This is a genomic window from Gemmiger sp. (assembly GCF_057431175.1).
In genome coordinates this window covers 13,747-38,687 of record NZ_DBMDDV010000019.1, presented here as the reverse complement: position 1 = coordinate 38,687, position 24,941 = coordinate 13,747, and the positions used below count along the sequence as shown (strand labels likewise).

The 24,941-nt window shown below is 60.1% G+C and carries 29 protein-coding genes and 1 pseudogene; all 30 read right to left on the bottom strand.

The features are described from left to right. Positions 1-772 precede the first annotated feature (772 nt). Positions 773-964 carry a hypothetical protein gene (locus tag ACZO0A_RS08235; RefSeq protein ID WP_486846206.1) on the bottom strand — a complete coding sequence of 64 codons (192 nt, stop codon included), beginning with the start codon at positions 962-964 and terminating at the stop codon, positions 773-775. A 3-nt stretch (positions 965-967) separates the two neighbouring features. Then, a complete protein-coding gene (locus ACZO0A_RS08230; RefSeq protein ID WP_444272132.1) occupies positions 968-1,321 on the bottom strand; it encodes a hypothetical protein in 354 nt (117 codons plus the stop codon). Positions 1,322-1,323: 2 nt separating this feature from the next. Next, entirely contained in the window at positions 1,324-2,115 is a 792-nt protein-coding gene (locus ACZO0A_RS08225; protein ID WP_486846207.1) for a GH25 family lysozyme, read from the bottom strand. A 48-nt stretch (positions 2,116-2,163) separates the two neighbouring features. Continuing rightward, positions 2,164-2,457, bottom strand: a pseudogene (locus ACZO0A_RS08220) (M23 family metallopeptidase); the annotation flags it as partial. A 153-nt stretch (positions 2,458-2,610) separates the two neighbouring features. Beyond that, complete coding sequence (locus ACZO0A_RS08215; protein WP_302377458.1) at positions 2,611-3,654, bottom strand: hypothetical protein; 1,044 nt, start codon at positions 3,652-3,654, stop codon at positions 2,611-2,613. Further along, on the bottom strand, positions 3,655-4,050 hold the full coding sequence (locus tag ACZO0A_RS08210; protein ID WP_302377457.1) for a hypothetical protein: 396 nt from the start codon (positions 4,048-4,050) through the stop codon (positions 3,655-3,657). A gap of 1 nt (position 4,051) precedes the next feature. Continuing rightward, entirely contained in the window at positions 4,052-5,812 is a 1,761-nt protein-coding gene (locus ACZO0A_RS08205) for a hypothetical protein (protein WP_486846205.1), read from the bottom strand. A 12-nt stretch (positions 5,813-5,824) separates the two neighbouring features. Next, positions 5,825-6,193, bottom strand: a complete 369-nt coding sequence (locus ACZO0A_RS08200) for a hypothetical protein (RefSeq protein WP_288672073.1) — start codon at positions 6,191-6,193, stop codon at positions 5,825-5,827. Continuing rightward, positions 6,193-9,132, bottom strand: coding sequence for a hypothetical protein (locus ACZO0A_RS08195; protein WP_302377452.1), 2,940 nt, complete (start codon positions 9,130-9,132; stop codon positions 6,193-6,195). Before ACZO0A_RS08195 ends, ACZO0A_RS08200 begins: the two co-directional genes overlap by 1 nt. 4 nt (positions 9,133-9,136) lie before the next feature. Further along, positions 9,137-9,697 carry a Gp15 family bacteriophage protein gene (locus ACZO0A_RS08190; RefSeq protein WP_291231207.1) on the bottom strand — a complete coding sequence of 187 codons (561 nt, stop codon included), beginning with the start codon at positions 9,695-9,697 and terminating at the stop codon, positions 9,137-9,139. Further along, the gene (locus ACZO0A_RS08185) at positions 9,694-10,137 is read right to left on the bottom strand and encodes a hypothetical protein (protein ID WP_291231206.1); all 444 of its coding nucleotides are present in this window, start codon (positions 10,135-10,137) and stop codon (positions 9,694-9,696) included. The genes ACZO0A_RS08190 and ACZO0A_RS08185 overlap by 4 nt, the downstream gene beginning before the upstream one ends. A 15-nt stretch (positions 10,138-10,152) precedes the next feature. Further along, positions 10,153-10,635 (bottom strand): hypothetical protein, encoded by a 483-nt coding sequence (locus ACZO0A_RS08180; RefSeq protein ID WP_291231205.1) that lies wholly within the window; start codon positions 10,633-10,635, stop codon positions 10,153-10,155. 5 nt (positions 10,636-10,640) lie between these two features. Then, a complete protein-coding gene (locus ACZO0A_RS08175; RefSeq protein ID WP_291210632.1) occupies positions 10,641-11,054 on the bottom strand; it encodes a hypothetical protein in 414 nt (137 codons plus the stop codon). Beyond that, entirely contained in the window at positions 11,051-11,500 is a 450-nt protein-coding gene (locus ACZO0A_RS08170; RefSeq protein ID WP_291231204.1) for a minor capsid protein, read from the bottom strand. Before ACZO0A_RS08170 ends, ACZO0A_RS08175 begins: the two co-directional genes overlap by 4 nt. A 66-nt stretch (positions 11,501-11,566) precedes the next feature. Then, the gene (locus ACZO0A_RS08165; RefSeq protein ID WP_291231203.1) at positions 11,567-11,875 is read right to left on the bottom strand and encodes a DUF6751 family protein; all 309 of its coding nucleotides are present in this window, start codon (positions 11,873-11,875) and stop codon (positions 11,567-11,569) included. After that, positions 11,875-12,243: a head-tail connector protein gene (locus ACZO0A_RS08160; RefSeq protein ID WP_291231202.1), complete on the bottom strand. Its 369-nt coding sequence runs from the start codon at positions 12,241-12,243 to the stop codon at positions 11,875-11,877. Before ACZO0A_RS08160 ends, ACZO0A_RS08165 begins: the two co-directional genes overlap by 1 nt. Before the next feature lie 13 nt (positions 12,244-12,256). Continuing rightward, positions 12,257-13,426 carry a phage major capsid protein gene (locus tag ACZO0A_RS08155; protein WP_291210640.1) on the bottom strand — a complete coding sequence of 390 codons (1,170 nt, stop codon included), beginning with the start codon at positions 13,424-13,426 and terminating at the stop codon, positions 12,257-12,259. Positions 13,427-13,432: 6 nt separating this feature from the next. Next, positions 13,433-13,966, bottom strand: coding sequence for a phage scaffolding protein (locus tag ACZO0A_RS08150; RefSeq protein ID WP_302377444.1), 534 nt, complete (start codon positions 13,964-13,966; stop codon positions 13,433-13,435). 190 nt (positions 13,967-14,156) lie between these two features. Then, positions 14,157-14,327: a hypothetical protein gene (locus ACZO0A_RS08145; RefSeq protein WP_291210526.1), complete on the bottom strand. Its 171-nt coding sequence runs from the start codon at positions 14,325-14,327 to the stop codon at positions 14,157-14,159. Further along, positions 14,296-15,987, bottom strand: a complete 1,692-nt coding sequence (locus ACZO0A_RS08140; protein ID WP_302377443.1) for a phage minor capsid protein — start codon at positions 15,985-15,987, stop codon at positions 14,296-14,298. The genes ACZO0A_RS08145 and ACZO0A_RS08140 overlap by 32 nt, the downstream gene beginning before the upstream one ends. Beyond that, entirely contained in the window at positions 15,987-17,393 is a 1,407-nt protein-coding gene (locus tag ACZO0A_RS08135; protein ID WP_302377441.1) for a phage portal protein, read from the bottom strand. The genes ACZO0A_RS08140 and ACZO0A_RS08135 overlap by 1 nt, the downstream gene beginning before the upstream one ends. 1 nt (position 17,394) lies before the next feature. Further along, a complete protein-coding gene (locus ACZO0A_RS08130; protein WP_302377440.1) occupies positions 17,395-18,669 on the bottom strand; it encodes a PBSX family phage terminase large subunit in 1,275 nt (424 codons plus the stop codon). Next, a complete protein-coding gene (locus tag ACZO0A_RS08125) occupies positions 18,656-19,066 on the bottom strand; it encodes a hypothetical protein (RefSeq protein WP_302377438.1) in 411 nt (136 codons plus the stop codon). Before ACZO0A_RS08125 ends, ACZO0A_RS08130 begins: the two co-directional genes overlap by 14 nt. Before the next feature lie 327 nt (positions 19,067-19,393). After that, positions 19,394-19,978 carry a hypothetical protein gene (locus ACZO0A_RS08120; protein WP_486846204.1) on the bottom strand — a complete coding sequence of 195 codons (585 nt, stop codon included), beginning with the start codon at positions 19,976-19,978 and terminating at the stop codon, positions 19,394-19,396. 24 nt (positions 19,979-20,002) lie between these two features. Further along, entirely contained in the window at positions 20,003-21,043 is a 1,041-nt protein-coding gene (locus ACZO0A_RS08115) for a hypothetical protein (protein ID WP_337808372.1), read from the bottom strand. A gap of 114 nt (positions 21,044-21,157) precedes the next feature. Then, positions 21,158-21,562 carry a hypothetical protein gene (locus tag ACZO0A_RS08110; protein WP_486846203.1) on the bottom strand — a complete coding sequence of 135 codons (405 nt, stop codon included), beginning with the start codon at positions 21,560-21,562 and terminating at the stop codon, positions 21,158-21,160. Continuing rightward, a complete protein-coding gene (locus tag ACZO0A_RS08105; protein WP_337808374.1) occupies positions 21,559-21,714 on the bottom strand; it encodes a hypothetical protein in 156 nt (51 codons plus the stop codon). The genes ACZO0A_RS08110 and ACZO0A_RS08105 overlap by 4 nt, the downstream gene beginning before the upstream one ends. Then, entirely contained in the window at positions 21,711-22,064 is a 354-nt protein-coding gene (locus ACZO0A_RS08100) for a hypothetical protein (protein ID WP_337808375.1), read from the bottom strand. Before ACZO0A_RS08100 ends, ACZO0A_RS08105 begins: the two co-directional genes overlap by 4 nt. Next, positions 22,061-22,459 (bottom strand): RusA family crossover junction endodeoxyribonuclease, encoded by a 399-nt coding sequence (locus tag ACZO0A_RS08095; RefSeq protein WP_302377724.1) that lies wholly within the window; start codon positions 22,457-22,459, stop codon positions 22,061-22,063. Before ACZO0A_RS08095 ends, ACZO0A_RS08100 begins: the two co-directional genes overlap by 4 nt. 257 nt (positions 22,460-22,716) lie before the next feature. After that, positions 22,717-24,936 carry an AAA family ATPase gene (locus ACZO0A_RS08090; RefSeq protein WP_486846202.1) on the bottom strand — a complete coding sequence of 740 codons (2,220 nt, stop codon included), beginning with the start codon at positions 24,934-24,936 and terminating at the stop codon, positions 22,717-22,719. Between the last annotated feature and the right edge of the window lie 5 nt (positions 24,937-24,941).

Genomic DNA, 24,941 nt, shown 5'->3' with positions numbered 1-24,941 from the left:
ATTTGCTCCTGCTTAGTGGGAATGGGTGAGTTTACATCTTTATTGGAATATTATCAACCGGTATTCGACACATATGGGATCAATGAAAAAAATAAATGACGATTGATCTTTCGACTCGCAACCATTCATTTTTTCATTGCTGTTTGCCCCCGTCTAACAGGATGCCGTAAAATAGTTGAGCTGTGCCTAACTGCGCTTTATGTATACTCACCCAAAGAGGGGGGGGAAAAGGGCGGTATTTGGCTGGGCAGGAACTGCGCCGACGCAGTGCGCGAGGATGGTGTGAAAGTGATTTTCGTACAACTTCTTGCTAGAGAGTAAAACTTATATACTGGCTCGTTGGGATTTTCATTTGCGTGAACCCCGTAATGTAGGTATCCGCATTTCTCAATGAGACCAAAGCTGCGCATTTATTTGATTGGTGCGAGTCTGAATCTGTCTCGCAGATTTGCCCCCAAAACTGCCCCCAAAAGGGTTTGGAACGGGTCAGTACCATATGGCACTTCTTTGTACACATGGGACAAAATCCGTTCTGAGCCTTGGTACGCAATACCACCAAACCCAACAAAACAGCACGGTAACGCACAAATTTTAGATTTCTCATAACCCGGAGGTCGCAGGTTCAAGTCCTGTACCGCGCACTCTAAAAGACACATGGAATCGTTAAGATTCATGTGTCTTTTTCTTTTGGGTACACACTTTAGTACACACTCGCTTTCGCTGCAAACACAAAGAGCGGCAGGCCGCCCACACCGGGCAGCCTGCCGCTTTGTCATTTCTTATCGTTCTTGCCCTCCGTCTGCGTGCCGAAGTAGAACGCCACCACCATGGTGACGATCGTCATTACGGTGTCGGGCTGCAAGCCGCCGCGCAGGGCCAGCACTGCGAAAACGACCACGACGATCAGTGTCACGATGGTCTTGACCTTAACCAGTGCCGCCAGGTTCTTCCAGAAATCATTCATGGGTCAGTCCTCCTTCAGGGGCAGCGCCTTGGCGCGGTTGTACAGCTCGGTGCCTGTACCATTGCCGCCCAGGGCGTGGTATGCCTTGTAGATGTACTCGATGTTTTTGAGGCCCGCGGTGTCGATGTACCCCAGCGCGATGTAGTAGGTGCAGGCCTGGTACAGGCGGTCGTGCAGGATTGCCAGCAAGCCTTCCTTGATGGCCGCCATTTCCGCTTCTTGGGCCTTGGCTTTGGCTTGGCGTTCTTCCTCGTGCTTCTTGACCTTAGCCGAGAGGCGCTTGTACGCCAGCCCCAGTGCGCCGGTGATGATGCCGAAGGCCCATTGAATCCAGTATTTTGCTATCCACTCCGGCACGGTCAGCCCTCCACAAATTTGGCGTGGTACGCCTTATCGTTGTCCAGGCCGTACTTCTTGGCGACGGTGTAGAATTCCATCGCCGCGGCGTTCGGCAGTACAACGTGGTCGAGCCAAATCTCCTGATGGGTCGGCTCGGAGGGCTTGTCCAGCGTCGGCAGGGCCTTGACGATGCGGTTCAGGTCGGTTTCCGGCCCGATGCCCGGCACACCGCCCTTGGCGGTCTGACCGTACTGGTGGATGTAGCGCGGCAGGCTCGTGTCGTAGTTGGCGCGGGTGTCGGCCAGCCAGCCGATGTAGTCCTTGCACAGGCCCTCGTAGTCAAGGTTTGCCGTGGCAAACGAGGTAAATGTGTAGACGCCCGGCTGGAAGCCCAGCGCCGCCGCACGCACGCAGAACGCTCGGGCGCAGGCCGTGCGCTGCGCCTTAGTTAGGTTGTCCGCACGGCCATCGTGGACGCTGTGGCTCCACTCCGCATCGAAAAACAGGGGGTAGCCGGTGGGGGCCACGCTTGCGCAGAAGTCCGCCTCGGCGCGGGCCTCATCCTCGGTGATGGCCTGGCTGAAGAAGTAGAACCCCAGCAGCTTGTTGTTGGCCTTGGCCCCGGCTAGGTTGGCGTCAAACTGCTCATCCTTCATCAGCTTGCCGGTGCCATAGCCGCGGTAGCCGATGCGCACCAGGGCGCGGTAGGGGACTTTCGTCCAGTTGATGACGCCTTGGTGGTAGGACACGTCGATGACGATTTCCCCGTTCTCTGTCGGGGCGGCGTCCTCTGCCGTGCCATAAATGCCCACGGCATTATCGCAGCCCGCGTAGGCAGTGGGGTCAAGCCCCTTGCCCGTTGCCGTAGCACGGACTTCCAGATGGCAGTGGTCGTAGGGGCAATCCCCCAGTGCCGCGTTGCCGGTGCGTCCCATAACAGCCAGCGCGTCACCGCTGCTGACTTTCTGGCCGACCTGCACCAGCAGGGACGAGCAATGGCAGAAGTACAGGAAATTGACGGCGTCGGGCGTCTGGTTTGCGTCCAGCTGGACACAAACGTAGTAGCCCCACTCCCAGGTCTTGTTGCTGCGATCGAGCACAATCCGCGCCCGGACGACCTTGCCTGTGATCTTCTTGCCTTTGTAGTAGGGCATACGCACGGTGGTGTCGTCCAGCCCCACCAGGTCCAGCCCGCCGTGCCAGACTTTGCCGCCGCCGCGCGTCCAGCCGTAACGGCCCCAGCTGTACACGACCTGCACGCGGCCGTAGAAAATGCTTACCAATCTCATGCTGTTTCTCCTTCCTCTTTAGTAAATCATGTAGACCTTGTATTTTACTGCTGCCAAAAAGTGACCGGACACACCGTACTGAGGCTGGGCGACCGTAAGAACTCCGGTGCTGGCGTTGTACGATACGATGTCGCTTACAGCGCCAGAACCGCCGACGCCTTCGCTGCTGGAGTTTCCTTTCCACTCAAAGGGCACGGTGATAAAGTTGTTTCTTGTCAATTTGTTGTAGAGTGAAGGATAGTGGCTTTTTACGTTATAGCTAAAACTAGACCACCAGGATGTATGTTGCCCCAAAAGTACCGTAGTGTACTTTCTGTTTCCTGAGACATGGCCTTTGCCATTATGATACCCAGCAGGGATTGTATAAGTGCTGCCCGGGTCTACGCTCGCGGACACCGCGCCTTTGTTCGCCATCGTCCCGGTCTGCTTCGACTTGGCGTTGTCTTTGTAGAACGTGTACCCGGACAGCACCTGCGCGGCATTGGCGTTGCCGGAGAGCGCCAGCGTGCCAGTTTTCAGGTTCTTGTTACCAGCGTAGAACTTCTTCCCGGACAGCACATCGGATTCCGCGGCGGTGGCCTGTGCCAGCTTGCCGGAGGATAATCCACCGCCGCCGTTAAAATCCAGGCGCTGCCCATCAAAGGTAAACAGCACCCAGCGCCCTGCCACGATGCAGTCGCTGTCCACTGCGTCCGCACCGCAGTAGGCAGGGACGGCCTTGCCATTCACCGACCAGGTATCGCCGCTGTTCCACGCGGCGGGGATTTTGCAGCGCCCCACCGCGCCCGAGCCTGTCAATTCATAAACCGTGCCCGACTTGACGCAGGCGTACACCTGCACGCAGACATCCGCGCCCAAATCAGCAGGGTCGAGCGTAGAGAACCCCTCGGCCACGCGCTTTTCCAGGTCGTTCATCGTCTCGGCGTCGAATGCGTCGCCGTCCTCCATGATGACGCCCTCGGCGCGGGCCACGTCGTACTCATTGTCATTACCGGTGGGGGTCAGGCGTCGGCGGGCGGGGTGCTCGCTCTGGCGGTTTACCCAGGTCTTTTTCTCAAACATTCAGATCACTCCTATCGCTTGCCCGGCGCAGATTTCGCCGGTATATCGCCGTATGCTGTTGCGTCGCCATAGCTCGTGCAGGCTCCACAGCACTTCCTCCATGGCATTGATTCCTGTGTACAGCGTTGTGGGTTCCTCGGGCAGGTCGGATGTGCCCGGCAGCACAAAGTAGGCGTCCCGCACAGCTTGGATGTTTTGCAGGATCCGCTCCATCTCGTTGCGGGTCAGAAAATCCGTCGCCTCCCAGTGCCGCGTTGCCACTTTCGCCCCCAGCAGCGATGCCATATAGGCGGTGTTGCCCTCGATGCGGTTCAGCGTCTCGGCGTTCAGGTAGCATTTGTCCGCGCCCTCGGCCACGTTGGCCGCCGTGCGGTCATAGATGGGAATCTGCCACAACTTAGATCAGGCTCCTTTCCCCGGCGTGTATCTCGTCCCCGGCGTAGGCCGCTGCCGTGCCCGAAAGCCTACGCCCCACGACCTTGGCGTCTGCCACAAAGCCGCCGGTCAGGTCAAATTCCAGCTTGGTCAGCACGCCGCGTACCATCTCGCCGCCGAAGCTCTGCACGATGAGGCGATCAGCCAGCTTTTCATCCCCTGCGATCATGCGGAAGGTCTGCTCGTACCGCTGGGCGTAGTAGTCCAGCACCCGGTTTGCCACCGCGGTAGCCCGGTCGGGGCTGACCAGCGTTGCATCCGTCACGGTCAGTTCGTTGTCCTGGGCATTGGGCGGCAGGTGGGCTGCGGCCCGGCGCAGGATGATCGTACTGTCCACGTACTTTCGCCCGGTCACGCAGACCTCACCGGCCTTTGACACGGTCAGGGTGCAGCGGTTCACGCCGCGCCCGGCCAGGGTGGCCCCGGTCACGGTCAGGCTGTCGGCCACAGCCGGGGCGCTGAACGTGACCTGGTAGGTGCCCGGCTCCAGCGTGTCCTTGTACAGTTCGCTGGGGGCATCCTCGGCCTGGTAGCGGTGGGCTGTCACGGCCACAGCGGTTATCAGGGGATTCAGCGTGACCTTGCTGCCGTCCTGGAATTTTCGGTCATATGCGATCATACCGCTGGCCCGGGCCGGGACAGGAGAAATGCGTATCAGGTCGCTGCGGCTGCAATCCACCACCGCGCCCACGGCAAAGGCCAACTGCTGTAAAGCCTCCCGCCGTGTGCCCGCGGCCAGGTATCCCTGCACCCGCTCAGCGGCCAGTTCCGCGTCCAGGGTGTAGCTGTATCCGTCCAGGATGTCTGCTGCCAGCGCCCCGGCAGTGGTGTCATAGACGCCGCCGTCGTAGGGTGCACCGTCCAGCAGTCCCACGGCGTCCACGGCGGTAAAGTCCGCCAGCGTGTCACCGCTGTTCTCCCAGTCGGACAGGTAGAACGTGCCCATGCAGTAACTCGTGCTGCTGGTGCTGCGTGCCTCGGGTCTCACATCCTCCCAGACGGTCAGCTTTTGCTTGTGCTGTAAAACGTCAAAGTAGCCCTCGGGGTTCAGGATGGAGAAGCGCCCTTCCTTGTTGTAGAGCGTCAGGCCCAGCGTGTTGATGCTGATTTCCGCGCTGAGGGGGTCGCATTCCTCCAGCACATGGGCCTTGACGATCTCGTCCCCTGCAAAGTGCAGGTAGACGCCGTAGTCCAACCCGGCCAGCTTCAGGTAGCGCCCCGGGTGGTTGGTTTCCAAAAACGTTAGCCGGATGCGGCGGTAGCGGTCTACCTTCTTGGCACAGTAAAAATCTACGGCGTCAGGCGTAAACAGCGCGGAGGCCAGCAGGCCTCCGTCTGCGCCGTACCATTGGATTTTCAGCTTGCTGGCCCAGTCCCCGGTAGGCCCGTAAAAATGCAGCGTCAGACCGCTGCTGCTGTGCGCCTGGCTGAACTGGATATCCAGCACAGGCGGGTCGGCAAAGGCCCCGCTCTCGCCGGACTGCACGGCGCTCCACAGTCCCCAGAAGTACGCCTCGGGCACTTCGGGAAAAAATGAGAAGCTCCCATCCATGAGCCATTGGCGGCTTTCCAGCGTGCCGTATTTCACCTGGCTGGGGGCAGCCTCCACCAGCAGGTCACGGCGCAGACGGCAGAACGGCTGTGCTGCGTCGCAGACGGGGTTGCTGTCACCCCGGGCCGTCACGTCGTACAGGCCAAATTCCACGCGCGTGTTGGTGCGCATTTGTCCGCCTCCTTACGTCCTTGCGGGTTCCTTCGCGATAAAGTTCACGGTCAGACCCTTCCAGTAGTTCTTGGCCCCCTTCTTGCGCAGCAGCTCGTCGCCCACGTTGGAGAAGTACGCTTTGAACGTGTAGTCGCCCGCCTCGTCGGGCACCGTGACGGTGTGAAACTCCACCGGCTCCGTCAGCTTGCGCCAGAACCGGGCATATTCGTCCGGCTTGATGCCTGGCCCCAGCTCTAGCTTGTAGTTGAAGTACACGCCGATCAGCTCGCGCTTCAAATCGCCGGATTCCGTGCGCTCGGCGTATTTGTCGAGAAAATCGGCAGTTCGTTTCAGATGCAGCACGTCAATGTCGTAGCCAATGCCATCCACAATGACCATCAGTACACACCTCCGCTCACCAGCCGCGCTCCGCGACGGTTGTTTTCCTTGTCGATGTAGGGGTTCAGCAGCCGCACCAGCTGCGCCAGGTCGCCCGCAAAGCGGATTGTGATATCCTGTCCGCCCTGGGCGGCCAACACCTCCGCCAGCGCCTCCTGGATGGTCTCCAGCGGGGCCTCGACGTTTGTGCCATTGGTCTGGTCGCCCAGCACGGCTAAAAATTCATGGTTGGCCGGAATGACCGCACCCTGTGCCAGGTAGGGTATCTGCGGCGCAGTGATAGGGTCGATGTTGAAACCGATTTTCGCCGTGCCCAGCGCACCCTGCGCAAACTCCGGCACGTCGAAGGAGAATCCGTTCAGCACCCCGATGACGGCGTTCACGCCGCCAACCACAGCCGAGATCATACCGTTGACGAGAGAAATCACGCTGTTGACCGCGGTCTTTATCGTCCCGACAATGCCATCCCAGATTTTCTTTACCGTGTTGCCCAGCGCCGTCCAGGCCGACGACCAGGCCGATTGCAGCGCCGCACCGGCACTGTTCAGCAACCGGTGCAGCCCCTGCCAAAAATTGCTCCAGGCAGTGGTAATATTCTCCCAAATCTGCATACCGATGAGCTTAATCGTCAGCCAGAATGCGTTCCAGATGGCTTTCAGATTCTCGCCCGCGCTGCGCATCTTCTCGGTCAACATCTCGCAAGTCTCGCTGAATTTCTGCTTGATCTCCTCCCAGTGCGTCACCAGATACGCGATAATGGCCGCCGCCAACACTGCCAGCACAGCCAGCAGAACGGCAGGCCACAGGCCGATAGCCCCCACAATCGCCGTAATCAGGGCCGACAACCCGCTCATAATAGCGGGCAGCAGCGTCCCGGTCAGCCAGGTGACAGCCTGGCCCAGCAGCGTTGCGCCCAGCGTGACGAGATGCCCCACCAGAGACGGCAGCACCGTCCCGAGGATAAAGGCCCCCAGCTGCGGCAGCAGACTGGCCGCCAGTGCAGCCAGCATCACCGGCCAGCTGTTGGCGATAAACGTGCCTGCCTGGGTCAGCAGGCCCGCCCAGTCAATGGCTTGCAGGCAGCCCACCAGTGTGGTGCCTACGGCGGCCCAATCCACCTGGCCCAGGATATCGTTGATGGCGGTCAGCACCGCCACAGACAGCGTGCTTAACGCGGCGAATAGCCCCGCCCAGTCAAGCGAGCCTATCATCCCGACCACATTCTGCCCAAAGGTCGTCCAGTCCGTGCCCTGCACGGCGGCAATCAGCGTGTTCAGCAGGCCGATGACCAGCTTGCTCATGCCGACGGCGGTCTCCTGCCAGGGGATGTTGTTGATGGCGGCATTCAGGCAGGCGGCAATGCCGTTGCCCAAATCCGTCCAGCCGGTAAAGGTCATCGTAAAGTTGTACAGCGTCACGATAGCCGCCCGCATCCCATCGGTCAGGGCGCGGCCCAGCGTGTCCCACTGTATCTCCGCAATGGCCTGGGTCAGCCCGGCAGCCAGGCCCGCGCCCAGGCTGGCCCAGTGGAACGTCTGCATAAAGGTGTCGTAGAACAGCAGCGCCGTGTTCAGCCCCTGGGCCAGCGTGTGGCCGATGGCCTCCCACAGCCCCGGTGTCTCCACAATGCCGTTCAGCATCGTGGCAAGGTTCGTGGCCCACTGTACGGCCTTATCCTGGATGTCCGGCCAGGGGATGGCGTTCAGGCTGTCCCGCAGCTTCTCGCCGATGAGCTGGCCGACCTTGTACCAGTCGCCCGCCTCCACCGCGTCCAGGATGCTGTCCAGAAAGGGGCTTTCCGCGGTAAAATCGTAGTCGGGCACAATGTCGCCCGCACTGCCGCCGCCCCCGCCGGAACCGCCGTTGTCCTCGTCGGATTTCTTGTTCAGCACGTTCAGCTCATCAAAGGCGGCCAGCTCGCCGTTGGCGTCCTTGACCTTTTTCGCCGTACCGCCCGCCGCTTTGCCCACGCCGCCCATGGCCTTGGCTGCACTCGCGCTGGCGCTGATGGTCTTGCCGGTAAAAAACGCCACCAGCCGCGCAATGTAGCTGAACACCATGGCCGCCGCATTGGCAAGCGCTGTCAAGGCGGGCACCAGCACCGCCAACAGGGGAGCCGCCGCTGTGGACGCTGCGCCCTGCAAATTGCCCAGCGCCGCCCGCAGCTGGGACGAGGACAGCAGCGCCGTCCCCATCCAGCTTGTCAGCGTGCGCAGGCCGGATGACAGCACATTGAACACCAGTGCGCCGGACACCAGCCGTGCGACCCGGCTGCGGAACTGTGCCGCGCTCTGGGCCGCCTGGGCAATCCGGTCCCGGACCGCCTGCGCCTTGCCGCCCACCCAGGCAAACGCCTTCTGCCCAACAGTCCCCACTGTGTGCAACGCTTTTTGCAGTGTGCCGCTGGTCAGGGCCGCCCGAGTCAGTTTCTCGGCCAATGCACCCGCCGCCTCGGCAGCTGCCCGGATACGGTCGGCGTTGGCGACCCTATTGCCCTGCGCCTGTGCGGCCTGCTGCTCGCGTTCCAGCTGGGCGATCAGGTCGGTATGGCGCTGCTGCAAGGTCTTTACAGTGCTGTTTTGGGCGCGGTAGTCTGCCTCAATCTCGCGGGCTTTGGCATCCTGCGCGTTCAGCTGGGCGGCCAGCTTGTTGCTCAGCGCTTCATCGGCGGTATTGGTCACACCGAACTTAGATTTTCGCCCCGCATCCAGCCGGGCGTTTACCTCTTCCAGCGCGGCGGCGGTCTCGCTGGCCTTCTGGCGGGCTGCTTCCAGATCGTCCCGCAGGGTGTTTCGCCGCTTTGTCTCACCGCCCAGCTGCTTATCCACCGCCGCGATCTGCTGCGCCGTGCTCTTGGCTTTAGCCTGCAATGCCTGCAATTCGGCCTCCGCACCCTTTTTGTTGATGCGGGCATCAATGATGATCGAACCGTCGGCCATAGCTTCACCTCCCCAGCAATTCCAGTAATCTTTCCTTCTCCGCCTTATCCTCGGCGCTCTCGGGGGCGCGGATTTTGATAAGGATGGCGTTTTCTCTCGCAAACTCGCGTTCTTGGTCGTTCAGCTTTTTACCCTTGGCCCGCTTGCTGCGGATACTGACCACCTGCGCAAACAACCCATCGCCGATACCGTAGAACGCCCCCAAAAACTCCCACCAGTGCAGGTAATCGCACCGGCGGCAGCTATAACCCAGCACCTTGTCCACAGCGGGCGCAATCAGGGCGGCATCCTGCTCCCAGTCCACCAGGCGGGGCAGGGGACCGCGGGCTTCTTCCTCTTTGCCGCCGTTGATAAAAACAAAAGCCGCCCGCAGCGCCTCGTTGGCGTCGGGCAGCTCCTGCCAGCGCGGGTAGAGTATCTGCAAACAGGCCATATACTGTTCCTGCCGGGTCAGTTCCGGGTCGGCCAGGGCCGCCAGCGCATCCAGCACCGCGCGGAAGTCCGTGCGTATGGCAAACGCCCGCCCGGCAACCTCCACGGTGGTGGGTAAATTCCAGGCGCTCACGCCTGCTGGCCGGGGGCCAGGCCCTTGTCCGGTGTGGCATACGCGGCGGTGTACTTTTCCATCCGCTTCCGGCTGGCCTTCATGGCGTCGCCCACGGCGTCCTCGATGATAGGTGCAAAGGCGCTGAACACCTTTTCCAGCAGCAGTGCGCCGTCATCACAGAGTGCCAGCGCCGACGTTCCCTTGAAGAACACAGCCGATGCGTCACTGCCAAAGATGTAGTTGACCTGCTCCTTGATCTGCCGGTCAACGTCGCTGATCTTCTCGGCGTCCACATCGTCGCCCAGCCCATCTGCCAGCGCCTGTACGGCCTTGCGGGCCTCGTCCAGCCGGGCGGCAATGCCCAGGTCAGCGGGGTTGACATAGATGGTGCCCAGCGGCGTGCCGTCAGCGTCCTCGATATCGTAGCTTTTCAGGCCGCGGTCCAGTGTCAGTTTCATAGTGCAGTGCCTCCTTTATTCCGGGGTAAAGGTCTTTTGGCTCACGTCAAACGTGCCCTTGGTCTTGACGCCGGTGTAATGCACGTTGAAGGGGATCTGGTAGCCAGTGGTGTCGCCGCCGTAGCTGGATACCTCGATGTAGCACTCTTCCTTAACGGCAGGGTAGGCACCGGCGCTCGCCTCGCCCCAGAGCTTGACCTCGACGATGTCGGTTTTCAGGTCGTCCAGCACCAGATCACCGTCGATGATGGTCTGCAATTTTTCAAACAGCGGGTCACCCTTCTCGGCATAGTAGGGGCTGACCTCGCCCTGCTTCTGGTAGCTGTCGATGGTGACGGTGGTGTTGCCCAGGATGTTGTTTTTCTTCTCGACGTTGGCGGACAGCTCGGGGCTGTATTCCTCCAGGTCCTGGCCCAGGCGCACATAACCGGCCGTGCCGTCGTCGTTGGCAAAGTTCGCGTTCAGGTAGTGGGCCATGTATTTGCGTTCGATTTTCATATTCGTTACCTCTCTTTCAAAACCAGCTTGATCTGCAGCTGGTATCGCGCTGTGGCGGCGGTGGCTGTGGTGATAAGCCCCGCGTTGCTCACGGTCAGGCTGTCCACCTCATAACCGGGCACAGTGGGGCAGTTGTGGGCCGCCGCTGCGCCCCGCACCCAGGCCGAAAGCCCGGCAAAAAAGTCTGCCGCTGCAATGTTCGGGGCCGTGGCCGTGCCGTAGGGCATGACCGCCTCAAACACCAGGTCGTGGGTGGCAATATCTGCACCCCACAGGTTTTGGCGGTGGCTCTCGCCGCTGGTGCGCAGCGTGTACTCGGTAGCATCCGCGCCCAGATAGTTGGCGTTGAAGCGGTTGCCCCGGTCGATCAGCGGGCACTCGTCCCGCAGCCACTTTCGCGTGGCGTCCAGTACATTCATTTTCCGGCCCTCCCTCCGGCAGCGGCCGCAGCGACCCGCACAACATCCTCTCGGTGTTCCGCCATGGCGCGTTCAAACCAGAACGCCCCGCGCTCCGGCGCACCGTTGTAGGTCAACGCCCGGCCTGTGGGATGCTTGGTGGGCGGCGAGACAAACCCTGCCAACACGCCGTCCTTAAAAATCGGGATGTTCGGGCCGTACACCTCGCCGTAGTAAAGATACCGGGCGTAGGGTGTTGCGTACACCAGCAGGCCGTCACCCACCGTGCTGGCCGTGATGCCGCTGTGCTTCAGCGTGCCGGTGGCAAAGGGAACCTTGGGGTCACAGTAGCGCAGCACCTCGCTGTCAACGACCCTCTGCACCTTGCCGCCCGGGCATAACCCGCGCTTTTCCAGTGCATCCGTCAGGTCGTCCAGGTCAAGTTTTGCATCATAGCGTATCTTCATTTCAGCCTCCTCCGCCTGCTGGGAGGTGGCCGCCCTGGGCGGCCGGAGGGAGCATCCCCGCAAGCCTCATCCCTGGCCCTCCACATACACATGCCCAATGGCCCCGCCGCGGTTGTCGTGTACATCCACCACCGTCACGGCCACAGCGCCGCAGGTCAGTGTATCACCGGGCGCCGGCAGGGCCGCATCCCCCAGCGCACCGGGCGGGATACGGCATTTCACGCTCAATGCGGCCCGCAGGCCGTTGTCCGCCGCGGCCTTGTGCTGGGCGTACCAGTGTACACCGCGCAGCTCGGTCACGGTCTCCCGGTCGCCGCCGGTGTCAGGGTCAAAGGTGCGGTGGGTCAGCGTCACCGTCTTATCGCAGTGCAGCATCACAGCACCCCCGCATAGCGCAGCGGGTGGCTGCGCGGCAGGTATAGGTCTGCCGCGTCCAGCTTCTCGCGGGCAAAATCTGCCGCCAGTTCTGCGTCCGAGCGGTAGCTCTCCGATTCGCCGTCGGTGTTGGCGGCACTCAGCCCCGCCGGGCGCTCGGCCCGGGCGCGGGTGTAGCGGTCCACAATCTCCGCCACAGCGCAGACAGCTTTCTTTACGGCGTCATCCACCGTAGCGCCCCGCTGCAATCGCCCAAAGGTCAGGCAATCGATGTAGGCCGCAGCCTGCCGCTCTGCCGCCGGAAATGTCTCCTTCGTCAGCAGAGCGCCGCAGTAGGCGCTCGTATAGTAGGTAAAATCCGCATACATTCTCCGGGCCTCCTTACGCTTTGGCCAGCGTCACAGCGACCGGCACGGCAGCATCCGCCACCGTCACAGTGCCGGTGGTGGGGCGGCAGCCGTCGGCCTGCACGCTGTACGGATAATCGCCCGCACGCAGGTCAAACACCGCCGTGCCGTCCGCGCCGGTTTTCTTGATGGAACCGTTCACGTTGACGGCAGCGCCCTCCACCGCCTTGGACGCGCTCTTGACCGTAAAGGTCACGCTCTGGGTGGTGTAGGCAGTGGCGGCCTCGATGTAGGCAAAGGGCACGTTCACGCGGCCGTCGTTCAGGCGGGTGGCGGGGTTCGGCAGCGCCCAGCCCATGCGGAAGGTCACGCGCAGCGCGATCATATCCTGCTGGGCCAGGTTAAAGACGATCTCCTTGGTGGCCGGATCCTGGATGACCGCCTGGTCAAGGATCTTCACGTCGATATCCTGGCGAATGGCATAGACCAGCTGCTTGAAGTTGCCCGCCACCATGCGGGCCACGCTGGTGTCAAAGCTGCCATTCTCGGGGAAGAACATCGGCGCACCGTCCAGCGCGTAGGGGGTCGCGCCCTGCATATCCTTGGTGTACAGCGGGTGGCCGTTCTCGTCCTTGATGCCGCGCAGCGACGCCTTGGCGGTCATGGCCGCCACAACGCCGTCCACCGCATAGCCGCAGTTCTCGACCTTGCTCAGCAGGCCGTCCTCGCCCATCAGGGTGTCGTAGGTGATGCCGCCGGATACGTTGTTACCCGCCTGGCGTGCAGCGGTGATGATATCGTTCTGCCACTCCGCCGGGCGGTTGATGCCAAACAGAACAGCCTGGTCCACGCGCATACCCACCGCCTCATTGACGCGGGGCGTGACCTCACCCAGGATATCAAAGTCCGCATCCGCCAGCACCGCTTCCGGGATGGGCACGATGACGGCCAGCTCGGCGGCGGTCAGGTAGACGTTCTCCCACGCCTGGCGGGACGTCTGCTTGAAGCCGGTATCGCCGTTGACCCAGTAGGCCAGCGGCAGCATGGACAGCACCGGCACGCGGGTCTGCTTGCTGGTCATGTTGGGCAGCTTGCGGCCCAGTTGCATGACGGTGGAATTTTTCGGCGCATCCTGGAAGATGGTCGGCACGACCTGCTCGCGGATCAGCGCCTCGGCGCGGGAACGATCAATGACATTCGGCATAATTTTTTACTCCTTTCCATTGCCAAACGCAGCACGCAGCGCTGCATTGGCCTGTTCGCGGCCGGTCGGCTGTACCGGGCTGCCGGGCGTGCCCGCCGCAAAGCGCGGGGGCGTCACCTCGGCGGCAAAGGCCGAAGGGTCGCTTTCCTTGTAGTTCTTCACAAAGTCGTCAAAGCCCAGCAGGGAACCATCCTGCAAGGGCAGCTTCTTGGCGTTCAGGTCGGCCAAAAAGGCTTTCCTCGCGCTCTCGCTGGTAAATTTCAGCCCGGCGGCAGCGTTCTGGGCCGCATACCCGGCCTGCAATGCGGCGATCTTCTCGTCAGCAGCCTGCTGGGTGTCGGCGGCTTTCTGTTTCCAGTCCGGGTCGTAGCCTTCCAGTTTCTTATTGGCGTCGGCCAGCTGGCTGCGCAGGGTGTCACGCTCGGCCACAGCCGTGGCGGCGGCCTGCTTCTCGCGGTTGACGTCGGCACCGTGCAGCGCAAACACACGCTGCACCTGGTCATCCGTCAGGCCCAGTGCTTTGAGTTCTTCGGTTTTCATGGGTTTTACCTCCTGTGTAGGGTGTCAGATAGGCGTTTTAAGGTGGTCGCCGTCACCGTCTGTGCGGCCCTGTAAGCCCTGCCGCATCCGGGCAAAAGGGTATAAAAATTGCCCGCCCCGGCCTCATGCAGCCAAAGGTAGGCATAAAAAAGCCACGGTGCGGTTCGCATCGTGGTTTTGTGTAGGGTTGTTATTCGGGGAGTTCGCCAAGTTGTTTCAGCAGAGATTCATAAATCAGCGCATGCGCTTGTTCGGTCGGAATGTCCCCATCCAGCAGCCCATCATACTGCGGGTCGACAGGATGTTCTTTCAGGAACGCCTTCATTTTTTCAATCTCTTCCGGCGTAATAGTGGACTCCATATTGCGCAACCTCTCCAAGAAAATGAGTAACAAGATTCATTATAGCCTGCCGCGTCAGCGAAGGGTCATTCGCCGCATCGTATAACGACAATGCTGCCTTTTTCAGCAAGCAGGAATTGGTTGCAGCTGTTTTTTCCAACGCATATACAGTGCCATCATTGCCGACGACCGTCAGCATCTGCATAGAATCCCTGTGCGCAAAGCCAAGAATATCGCCCGGCGAGAACGTCAGTCCGCTGGGATGGTTGTGTATCGCAATATACGGCTCACTAAAATTCGAAATGCGAACACTTCCGGCCTGCTCACCGGTATAATACCCGCCCAACGGCTGCATATCCAGCCCATAGCAGCGGGCCTTTTCCACGCCAAGCGGCACTTTGCGGGCTTCCAGCAGCAGCTTCTTGTGCGCGTTTGCCAACGCACGGCTGCCCGCGGCGTCCAAAGTCTCACAGGCAAACGGCTGAACATTCTGGATGCTCTGCATCGTGATTTCCTTGTAACTGCCGCTGGTTTCTTTCAGTATAGCATTGTTTCGGGCAGATTGCAACCGCGTTCGCCCTTCGTCCTGCTTGCCGTCAGTATCCTGCACAAACGCAGTCAGCGCCTTCCGCGCGGCTTTCAGCTTGACTGCCGTCGGCCCGGTATCCACCCCGGCGGCGTCCTCAGCCAGAAAGCGCCGCTGGTACTTCCGCACCCGGCGCTCCAAATCACGCCGCATCTGGCTGATCTCGTACCGGGTGTACTGCTTTCCACCGTAGGTCACACACTTGGCGTTCAGCGCGGCCAGCCGCGTTTCCGTGTAATTCGGTACGCTGATGCCCGGCCAGTAGGGGTAGAAATTGTGTCGGCAATTCCACCCGCACAGCCCCGCGCCGGTGCCGTAGCCGGTGGCCTTGGCAAAGTCCTCGTACCGCACGCCGTCCAATGTGACGGCACCACCTATGTGGTAAATCTTCCCCTGCCACACGGCGTGGCTCGGGCGGGCGCCCTCGTGGGCTGTCACCTCCACAAATTCGCAGCCCAGCTCCTCCATGCGGGCCAGCTGCAACTTGGCGGCGGTCTGGTTCACGCCGGTCAGCACACAGCGGCGCACTGCAGTTTCCAGCGTGTCCCGGTGGCCGGTGGGGTAGGTGACATACTTCATGCCGTCGGCCAGGTCGTCCACGGCCCGGCGGATGGCAGTGTTGTAGTCTATCGCCCCGGTGCTGACCTGCAGCCAGGCCCGGTCAAGGCGCTGTTCCAGCTCGCCGGTCACGGTGGCAGCCGTCGTGGCCGTCAGGTTTTGCCAGCTGCCCAGGGTCTGGCGGTATCCGGCATTCAAAAGATCCAGCAGGGCAGGGGATTCATTCACCGGCACCGAGTCCTTGCCCGCCGCGCGGTGGATGGCATCATCGGCGGCCAGTGTCGCCGTGCCCGCCTCGGTCAGCAGGCGGCGTATCTCGCTGCGGCTGCGCTTGGCGTACTTAGCCAGCGTGTTGACAGTATCGTTCTGCACCGTGCGCAGCAGTTCCATCCGCTGCGCCTGCCAGACCGCTGTCTCGGTCATGCCGTCTGCCGCTGTGATGCGCCGGGCAATGTCCCGCAGGATGTCGTCCTCGACCTGCCGCCACAGGCTGCACAGCGCGTCCGGCAGCTGTGCCAGATACTCCGGCCCCAGCATCACGCACCGCCAAAGGTCAGCGTATCACCGCCGCCGTTTTCGGCGTCTGCAGCGGCCACAATGGCGGCGGCCTCTTCCTCGGTGTAGCCCTCAAACTCCACCAGATACCGTGCAAAGGGGAACTTGCCCGCCTGCACATAGCCCCAGAACAGCGCCTTGCGCTCGCCGGGGGCGTTCACAATGGAATCATCCCAGTCACAGGCAAGCGACCAATCGCCCGCCGGGCACAGGCCGTACAGGTCTGCGTAGGCGTTCATGGCGTATAGCAAATCGTCCAGCGCACATTGCAGCGCGTGCTGGATGCTCCTCACCGTGGCATAGCTGCGCTGCTTGCTGGCAAGCACCTCGGTGGCGGTCTTGTCCACGTTCTGCGGGTCGCTCAGCGTGCCGTAGGCAAGCCCGCACTGGAACTCAATGCGCTTTAAGGCGCTGTCCAGCCCGCGCAGGTAGCTTTCATCCCGCAGCGCCGGAGCAAACACGTTGAACAGCGGCCGGTCGCCCACGTTGCCGGTAATGCCGCCCCGGTACAGCCGTTTGCCACGCTGGTCCATCTGCTGGCCGCCGTTCTCGGTAGGGCGCAGGGCCGCCGCATCCACATCCACGGCCAGCTGGCCGCCCTCGTACTCCCACAGCAGGCGGCCGTACTGCTCGTCGGCATCGCGGATGTTCCCCGCCGCCAACCCATAGACCGACGCCCCCAGCGGGCTGTGCCGGTCATTGCGGTTTGCCAGCGGAATGCGGAAATACGCGAACAGCGGCCGCTGCAAATCCGTCAGCGTCACCTCGGGGGCAATGTCGGCCCACTCGGACACATCGGTCAGCGGTATCTCGCTGCCCAGTGCCGCCGTAGTGCTGCTGGCAAACGCCTTGTTGCGGATAACTTCCGTCCCGGCGGTGAACTCGTGGCGTTCCAGCCGGGTGTAGATCGTGCCGCGGCGCTTGATCTGCTCGCTGAACACGGCCCCCACCAGCCGCCCCGATGTGTCAAAAGCGGTGGGGAAGAAGCAATCCCCCTGCACCACATCCACTACCAGCCGCCCGCCGCTGACATAGGGCTTGAACACCGCCCCGCCCAGCGCACAGGCGATCTCGGTGTGATTGGGCAGCTCATCCAGGAACGGTGCCAGCTGCGCCGCCAAAAAGTCCGCCCGGGGCGAGCCGGTCACACTGACAGCAAGTTCCATCGTCACCAGGCGGGCAAATTCCCGCGCCACCGCCGCCGGGATGTACAGGCTGTGCAGCCCGCTCTCGGCATTGCACCAGGGGCCGCCGGTCTCGTACATCTGCGCCCACAAATGCAGCGCGTTCTCCATCGGGCCGCTCAGGGCAATGTCAGCCGTGTCGGCCGCATCGCCGAACAGCTCGGCCAGCCGGGCACGCAGCCAGCGCAGCAGTTTGTCAAACATATCAGCGCCTCCAGTCTGCCCAACGGTATTCGCGGGCCAAAATTGTGTAGCAAAAATAGCGGATATCATCCATGGCGTGGTCGTTTTCTTTCAGCACAGCGTCCTCGTGGGCGGCATCGTCCCAGCAGTAGGCCGCAAACTCCCGCAGCGCGTCGGTGCAGTTCTCGTGCAGTTTCACGCGCCCGGCCTGCAAAAGGCTGGCCGTCACCCGGATGCCGTCCAACACGCTGTTGGACGCCGCCCGCACCGCAAACCGGCCATGGCGGCGGATCGTCTCGATGAAAGACGCCGCCGAAGGGTCGATGATGACCTCCCGGACGTAATACCCCCGCGCCAGTTCCTCCAGCGCGGCGTAGTGTTCCTCATCGGTGCGCTGGTGCTGCATCGCGCGGGAATCGTAGTAGCTCTCCTTGAGGCGCACAGCCACAGTGCGCTGCACGCACCACAGCCCCATACTGCAAGGGTTATGGGTGCCGTAGTCGATGGAGATGTAAAACGCACCGTCCATCCCCGCAGTCGTCCCGCGCAGGATGTAGCTGTCCGGGTGCTCGGCCACAAAGGGGTAAACAAGCCCCTGCGCCGCCACCCACCGCCCACGGATGTACCGCTCATAGAACACGCCGGTGTATTGGGCGCGGTAGCGGGCCTTGATGGGCGGGGTCAGGCTGAGGTTGTCCTCCATCGTAAAGTGGAGGTAGAGCAACCGCTTGTCGGCAGCCCTGCCGATCCAGTTTTTGCGGAACCAGTGCTCCGGGCCCTCGGGGTTGCAGTTGAACCAGAACTTGCTCCCCGCTACCGAGCAGCGGGCCGTGGCCTGGTTGACAAAACTTTCCGGCATCAGGGCGACCTCATCAAAGAGCGCCCCTGCCAGCGTGATGCCCTGGATCAGGTCTTGGCTGGCCTCATCCTTGCCGCCGAAAAGATAGTAGTAGTTCTCGACGCTGCCGCGCCGCAAGATCAGCAGATTGTCGCCCCGGCGCTCGGCGGCGGTGTACCCCCGGGCGGTCAGCATCTGCTTCAGCCCGCCCAGTACATTGCGCCGCAGGCTGGCAATCGTCTTGCCGCACAGGGCAAAATTCTGGCCGCTGAACCGGCTCATGCTCCACAGGCAGAACCCCAGCGACAGCGACACCGTCTTGCCGGAGCGGATGGAACCGTCCGCAATAATGCCCTCGGCGTCCCGCACCGGGGAGCCGTCACACCACCAGGTCAATACCTGCTTCTGGCGGCGGCTGAACGGCTGGAACCGAAACGCCGCCGGTCTACTCTGGTTCATCACCGCCCTCCTTCCACACCTGCGCCGCCTGCTGCAGCGCCTCCACAAAGCCGTCATCGGCAGGCGGGGGCGTGAGCTTTTCGGCGGGCGTCTCCTCACCCAGCAGCTTGACCAGCACCGCAGCGGCGCGGGCGTCACCGTCGGTAGCTGCTGCGTGCAGCCCCGCGATCATTGCCATCTGGTTGTCGATATCCTCGGCAGGCACATAGCGGCGCAAAAGTTTATTGACCTGTCGCTTGTCTGCAACAGGCAGCGAAAGATAGAGGTCCGCGGCTTCCCGCAGGCTGCGCTTGCGCCGCCGGGCCGCCCCGCTGGCAACGCCGCCCTTCTGCGCAATTTCTCTGCGTTCTTCCGGGGTTCGCTCGGAGTTTGGGATAAGGTTTTCTTCATTCGGCATTACCACCACCTCTCTTTTGGGTAAAATAAACCCACCCCGGCAACGCGCAGACAGAGACAAGAATAAAGGATGTGTGATTCTCTCCGGCCTGCCGGGATGGTACTGCGCCGCGCCCACCCTCATGCAGATGGGTGGCGGCATAAAAATAGCCCGGGTTCTCACCGGGCAGTGGGTGCTTCTCGCGGCCCGCACTGATGCAGCAGTGCAGCACCCGTGCCGCTGTTTTGAGAAGGAAATACTATGCGCAACACAAAAGCCGCAAGGAGTTTTACGTTCCTTACGGCTTTTGATGATAGTATTATAGCATGATTTTTTGGCTCTAAAGTACTATTTTAACTCCTCGCATATTTCGTATAACCGTTTGACCATAAAGAAAATGTTGAAAAGAAAAAAGTAAAATAATGCGTATACTAAAAAACAAATGGAGTAAAAAGAAATTTTCTCAGATGGATCTGGAACAAAGAATAGCAACACAAGCAAAACAGTAGCCAGAATAATTTCGATGATTCCAAAAGACAACGCTTCGCCACTTTGCCACATTGCTCTGTTTTCATTGATATTACGAACATCTTTTGAAGAGACGACAGCTTTTTTATCCTCAGTCATTGCCATAAAGCTGAGTACAGCACCGATTAAGATTGAAATTATAACACCTAAGAGATTTATAATATCAGAGTTTAGAGGTCTTTCAATAAGTGTCAGCATTGCCAATGTGCCAGAAATAAATACAAAAAAGACCAAATCCACTTTTGTGCTAAAACACTTCAAATATTTATGGAAGATGTTTTTGGGTAATAACTGATTGACAGAATTGTTTGCTTTTAAAATCAATCTCCGGATAAGAAATGCAAACACAAGAAGAAATATCCATGTCATCGGAGAAAAAATAAAGCTCTTGATGCAATCTGGCATCGGTGCGATACCTCCTTCCATGAATTAAAGGTTTATGTGTTGAGATACAAAAATCTGCTTTGCTTCCTCGCAAAATTTGTCTTCGTTGGTTACGCCATCAGGACCAACGATATTGCTCAAATCGATCTGAGCTAAGGCAGCTCTGTTGTCTCCTGCCGTATAAGTCCTGGACCGACCACCTTCCCCAGCTACCTCGAATTTAATTTCATCCGGCATAAAATTTGTTATATCTTCGATATCACAGGGGGTGTTTTTGAAGCCGGCCGTAAGGATTTCTTTTAGATACCTTGTTATGGAAGTTCCCGTAGGCTGATAGTAAACAAGTTCTCTTCCAGTATAGTTCATAGGAGAATGAGGCGTATCCGGGCGAGCGTTACTGATAAGGCGAACTTTCTTTACTCTACCACGGTCAATAAGATTTTTGACCGCTTCAGCCTCAGCAAAGGGTGTAATAGTAGCGGTGTAAGAGCAACCAGAAATCTTTTTAGTCGCACGTTTTAATACGCGAACCATAGGAGATATAATGCTGTGTCTACCACGGGATTCGATAATGACAACGCCATTTTTAGATTGACTGTCATCTGAAAATGCAATAAACACATTAAAATGTCGACATACTTGATCATCGGGTAAAATTTGAAACGACTCCTGGGCTCCAGCCCGATGGACAATAGAATTGTCTCCCGTTTCACCATATTCGACTACAAAATGAATATATTTGCCAAGATGAATTTGTTTATCGTCGCTATAAATATCTCCTGAAGATGCTATGTGGTCCAAGCGAATGCTGGCATGAGTGTTTGAAGTAACATATCCGATGCTTTCCTCAGATAATGTTTGTTCATAGCCACTATCAGCAGCAGTGTTTGCACCAAAGCGCTCTCTTTTAAGATCAAATGTGTCTGCAATTTGCAGATTGGTCTCAAGAACGTCAATAATATCACGAGGGGAACTATTTTCCGATGGATTTTCTTGGGAAAAAGACGTTTGCAGATTGATTTTTTCTGTCTGCTTTCCACGGGGAGAAATTTCTATAATATAGCTGCTGGCAAGGGATTTTTGCATAAATACTGCTCCTTACATTGCGCTTTTTGCTTATTATAACATATAACGACGAATTTTCAATATAAGGAGTACAGATAAATTATAGCTTACGTCGTTGGCTCTAAAGGATCACAGCTAAAGGAGTCCAAAATTTTCCCCGACAAGGAGAATAAACTCTTTATGCCATCTTTTGGCGGTAGGATAACTAATATAGCATTTTATCGCTGCCCCTTCCAATGTATGCGTCTTCTTCCAGAAAACCAGCCTGACCATCTCCAGCCGTCCCTCACCGTTTGGTAGGGTGCGTGTCTCCTCAATGGCCTGCCGTACCGCTTCCAGTTCCCGGCGGTTGATCTCCGGCAGCTCCCGCAGGGCGGCGTCGGCTACAGGATCACTGGTCTGGCCGTGGGCACCGGGCATCCCGGTCAGGTTTGGGGACATCTTTGTGCGGCGCAGTTCTTCCTGCCGGGCACACAGCTCTGGGTAGCGGCGGATCATGCCTTTTACATAGGGCCACCAGTCGTATCGTGGGCTGCTCAATCGTCCTCACCTCCATGCCTGTGTTCCATGGCGATGCTGTCCTCCGGCTCCTGCCGGGTGGCGTCCCTCCCGGCGGAGACACCCAGCGCGTAGAACCTGGCAAACATGCAGCCTAGCACAATATCGCCGAGGATTGTTAAAATCACGTTCACGTTCCCACCTCCCCAATCTCATAACATGGGATGCCATGCCCCGTCAGATACTCTTGCACCCAGATGTCGCCATCGCGGACGTGCTGGGCGTTGCCGGCGTTTTTCAGCCCACCGTCCGGGTTGCGCAGGTCGTCCACATAGGGCAGGACTACATTGTCCAGTTTCTCGGTCACCCGGCGGATGGTCCGTGGCGAAAGCCCAGCCTGGTGCATGGCCACCAGCATCTCATTCCAGCTGCGGCGCACGACCTGTTCACACTGCTGCGCCATGATCTCATGCGCCACCTGGATGGCAGCGGCCCGCACATCCGAGGGCAGGGCCCGCTTGCGCTGGCCGTACATACATTTCACAGTTCCCGCACCTCCACATAGATGCCCGGCGTGTCCGCCCAGAACTTTTCGGCCACCTCGCTGCATACCTGGGCATCGTCACGCCAGAAGTGCAGCCGGGTCATCTCGTCCTTCAGGGCTTTTTCCAGGTTGTCGGTGTCCGGCTTGGTGGTTTTCCAACTGCCATTGGGGCGGCCCTCGGCAGGGAACAGCCACTTCACCACCAGCTGCACCGCGCCGGTCATCGGCTGCGCGGGGGCAAAAGGTGCCAGGGCGGCGTGCAGCTTGGCGCGGGCGTCCTTCAGTTCCGGCGTGTCGTGCAGCACGGCGCAGGGCTTGCCGCCCCGCATGAAGGCATGGAGCTGTTTATCGTGGTGCGTGACCGTGGGCGGGCGCATCGGCATAAAAAATTGCATCGTTTTTCTCCTTCCGTTTCAGCCAACGTGTTGGGGAGGGCTGCCCAAACGTATGGGGCGCTTTAGGCCCCCATACTTTGGGACACCCCAACACAATGCGTTGTTTTTGCTTATATATATATAAGGCTATTTTGCTTGCCAAAAATAGCGGGCATAGCGGCTATTTTGCAAAAATCGACGTCTTGCACGCATTGCATGATAGCGGCTATTTTGCGAAAATTATACAGCTTGTATCACGCAAAAATACGAACTGTATATCATCCGCTGCTGCCCGGTTCCTTGATGCCGACGACCTCATCGTCCAGCCAGAAGCCACCGTCCGCTTTCAGCCGCTTCTTCACGGTGGCGGGGCGCAGGTTCATGTACTCGGCCATGGTGTAGATCGTGACCTTGCCGTCCATCGTGCAGGCTTCAAAGGCGTTGTGCAGCTCGGCGCTCTTGTCCTTGGTGACTTTTTCCTTGTTGCCCCAGCGCTTGGCCGCGCCCCGGGCACCCAGGGTCTGGTAGCTGCTCTCGGGCTGCAAGTCCTCCAGCAGGCCGCTGTCCAGCTTGTGGACAGGGTAGTCGAACCACAGATTCACCGGGTCGAACCGCGCGAACTCACGCAGCGTGCCCTCAATGCGCCAGGCCGTCATCCCGGCGGCACGCTTCTGGCGGGCGGCAATGTCGGCATCCAACGCACGCAGGTCGGCCAGGCCCAGCTGCTCCTTGGCGATTGCCAGCATCCGGGCACGGCTGCAAGCGTCGTCCTGGCTGTAACTGTCGGCGTGGCCGCGGGCGTCCAGCAGGGCCGTACAGGCCGCGCAGGCGGCTTTGTTCTTCAGCTGGTCGCGGATGGCATCGGTCGGGGTCAGTTCGGTCATGTCCAGCATAGCGTCGGGGTCGCGGGCAAACACGCCGGAACCACTGGCGCGGTCCATGCTGCGCTTGCCGCCCTGGGCGCCCTTGCTGTGGTGGTGGCAGTAGATGACAGCGCAGCCCAGCTCACGGCAGACCAAATCGAACTGATTGCAGAATTTCGCCATTTGATCCGCGCTGTTCTCGTCGCCGGTGATGACTTTATAAATCGGGTCCAGCACCACCGCAATGTAGCCCTTCTTGGCGGCCCGGCGGATGAGCCGCGGGGCCAGCTTGTCCATCGGCACCGACGCGCCGCGCAGGTTCCACACATCGATGCGGCCTACGTTGTCCGGGGCATAGCCCAGTGCCGCGTACACATCCTTGAAGCGGTGCAGGCAGCTGGGGCGGTCGAGTTCCAGGTTGATGTACAGCACCTTGCCCTGGGTGCAGCCGAACCGTCCCAGCCAGGGCTTGCCCTCGGCAATGCAGATGCACAACTCGATCAGGGCAAAGCTCTTGCCTGCCTTGCTCGGGCCGGCCAGCAGCATTTTATGTCCCTGGCGCAGCACGCCGTCGATGAGGGAATCCGCCAGCGGCGGAAGGTCGCCCCAGTCGTCGGCCAGGTTCTCGGTGTCGGGTAGGTCGTCGGTGCTGGCTTCCACCCAGTCGCGCCACTCTTCCCAGCAGCTCTTGCCCAGGTTCGTACCCAGCAGGTATTGCTTTTGGCCGCCGCGCACGATGCCCGGCATTCGGGAAAGGCGGCTGGGATTGCGGTTGGCCTGATCCAGCGTCAGTCCGTTTTTCTGGCAGACGGTGTACAGGTAGTCCACCCGCTTGCGGTACTCGGCGTAGTCCGGCGCGTTCACCCGCACGATGGCGTGTAGGCTTTTCCCGCCGCTGTACACCAGCGCCGCGCAGGGCAGTTCCAGCTGGCGGATGATGGCCTGCTGCTTTTCCAGTTCCAGGTTGTCACACTCTACCAGCGCATAGCGGTAATCGGTCACGTTGCCGTTGCTGCGGCCGCCGTTGACAGGGTTGAAGCAGATCCACGCCCCCGCTGCGGCGTCACAGTCGCCCACGACCTTGTGGATATCGCCGTAGTGGCGCAGTTCCTCAATGAGCTGCCCTGCCGTGCGGTCCCAGCAGCCTTTTGTGGGGGCAGGGCGGCCGTCCCTCAGGTAGCTTTCGGTCACATAGGCGACGTGTTCCTCCGGCTCAAACAGGGCTTGCAGGTAGCGCACCAGCTGGTCGGCAGGGTCCCACTCGGCGGGGATGGCCAGTTCCTGCACATCCAGCCAGTGCGGGTCCACGACTATGCCGTCACTGCGCCCGGCCGGGGCGTCGATGACATCGTTCCAGTCCAGGGCGTACCCCGCAGGCCCAGCCCAGCCATGGTCGCGGGCCAGCTTGAAGATGCTGTTCTCGGTCACAGGGTTGGCATTGCCGTGGAAGCTGCCCCACTTGCGGGCACATTCGCCCCTGTGGTATCGTCCACCGTCGCGGGCGCTCCACTGCTCCCAACTTGTGACCGGGAATCCGGCCTGCTTCAGCCCCATGCCCACCATCGTCCATTCCTCATAGGTCAGGCTGCCGGGGTTGATAAAGTCCAATGCTTCTAAAAGGTCTTGATTTTCCATCGTAA

What these genes read in the sequence shown, in the direction of transcription:
- ACZO0A_RS08235 (WP_486846206.1), bottom strand. Translation starts at nt 964, where the DNA reads ATGAATGATTTCTGGAAGAACCTGGCGGCACTGGTTAAGGTCAAGACC.
- ACZO0A_RS08215 (WP_302377458.1), bottom strand. Translation starts at nt 3,654, where the DNA reads ATGTTTGAGAAAAAGACCTGGGTAAACCGCCAGAGCGAGCACCCCGCC.
- ACZO0A_RS08205 (WP_486846205.1), bottom strand. Translation starts at nt 5,812, where the DNA reads ATGCGCACCAACACGCGCGTGGAATTTGGCCTGTACGACGTGACGGCC.
- ACZO0A_RS08200 (WP_288672073.1), bottom strand. Translation starts at nt 6,193, where the DNA reads ATGGTCATTGTGGATGGCATTGGCTACGACATTGACGTGCTGCATCTG.
- ACZO0A_RS08195 (WP_302377452.1), bottom strand. Translation starts at nt 9,132, where the DNA reads ATGGCCGACGGTTCGATCATCATTGATGCCCGCATCAACAAAAAGGGT.
- ACZO0A_RS08185 (WP_291231206.1), bottom strand. Translation starts at nt 10,137, where the DNA reads ATGAAACTGACACTGGACCGCGGCCTGAAAAGCTACGATATCGAGGAC.
- ACZO0A_RS08180 (WP_291231205.1), bottom strand. Translation starts at nt 10,635, where the DNA reads ATGAAAATCGAACGCAAATACATGGCCCACTACCTGAACGCGAACTTT.
- ACZO0A_RS08175 (WP_291210632.1), bottom strand. Translation starts at nt 11,054, where the DNA reads ATGAATGTACTGGACGCCACGCGAAAGTGGCTGCGGGACGAGTGCCCG.
- ACZO0A_RS08170 (WP_291231204.1), bottom strand. Translation starts at nt 11,500, where the DNA reads ATGAAGATACGCTATGATGCAAAACTTGACCTGGACGACCTGACGGAT.
- ACZO0A_RS08165 (WP_291231203.1), bottom strand. Translation starts at nt 11,875, where the DNA reads ATGCTGCACTGCGATAAGACGGTGACGCTGACCCACCGCACCTTTGAC.
- ACZO0A_RS08160 (WP_291231202.1), bottom strand. Translation starts at nt 12,243, where the DNA reads ATGTATGCGGATTTTACCTACTATACGAGCGCCTACTGCGGCGCTCTG.
- ACZO0A_RS08155 (WP_291210640.1), bottom strand. Translation starts at nt 13,426, where the DNA reads ATGCCGAATGTCATTGATCGTTCCCGCGCCGAGGCGCTGATCCGCGAG.
- ACZO0A_RS08150 (WP_302377444.1), bottom strand. Translation starts at nt 13,966, where the DNA reads ATGAAAACCGAAGAACTCAAAGCACTGGGCCTGACGGATGACCAGGTG.
- ACZO0A_RS08145 (WP_291210526.1), bottom strand. Translation starts at nt 14,327, where the DNA reads ATGGAGTCCACTATTACGCCGGAAGAGATTGAAAAAATGAAGGCGTTC.
- ACZO0A_RS08140 (WP_302377443.1), bottom strand. Translation starts at nt 15,987, where the DNA reads ATGCTGGGGCCGGAGTATCTGGCACAGCTGCCGGACGCGCTGTGCAGC.
- ACZO0A_RS08135 (WP_302377441.1), bottom strand. Translation starts at nt 17,393, where the DNA reads ATGTTTGACAAACTGCTGCGCTGGCTGCGTGCCCGGCTGGCCGAGCTG.
- ACZO0A_RS08130 (WP_302377440.1), bottom strand. Translation starts at nt 18,669, where the DNA reads ATGAACCAGAGTAGACCGGCGGCGTTTCGGTTCCAGCCGTTCAGCCGC.
- ACZO0A_RS08125 (WP_302377438.1), bottom strand. Translation starts at nt 19,066, where the DNA reads ATGCCGAATGAAGAAAACCTTATCCCAAACTCCGAGCGAACCCCGGAA.
- ACZO0A_RS08120 (WP_486846204.1), bottom strand. Translation starts at nt 19,978, where the DNA reads ATGCCAGATTGCATCAAGAGCTTTATTTTTTCTCCGATGACATGGATA.
- ACZO0A_RS08115 (WP_337808372.1), bottom strand. Translation starts at nt 21,043, where the DNA reads ATGCAAAAATCCCTTGCCAGCAGCTATATTATAGAAATTTCTCCCCGT.
- ACZO0A_RS08095 (WP_302377724.1), bottom strand. Translation starts at nt 22,459, where the DNA reads ATGCAATTTTTTATGCCGATGCGCCCGCCCACGGTCACGCACCACGAT.
- ACZO0A_RS08090 (WP_486846202.1), bottom strand. Translation starts at nt 24,936, where the DNA reads ATGGAAAATCAAGACCTTTTAGAAGCATTGGACTTTATCAACCCCGGC.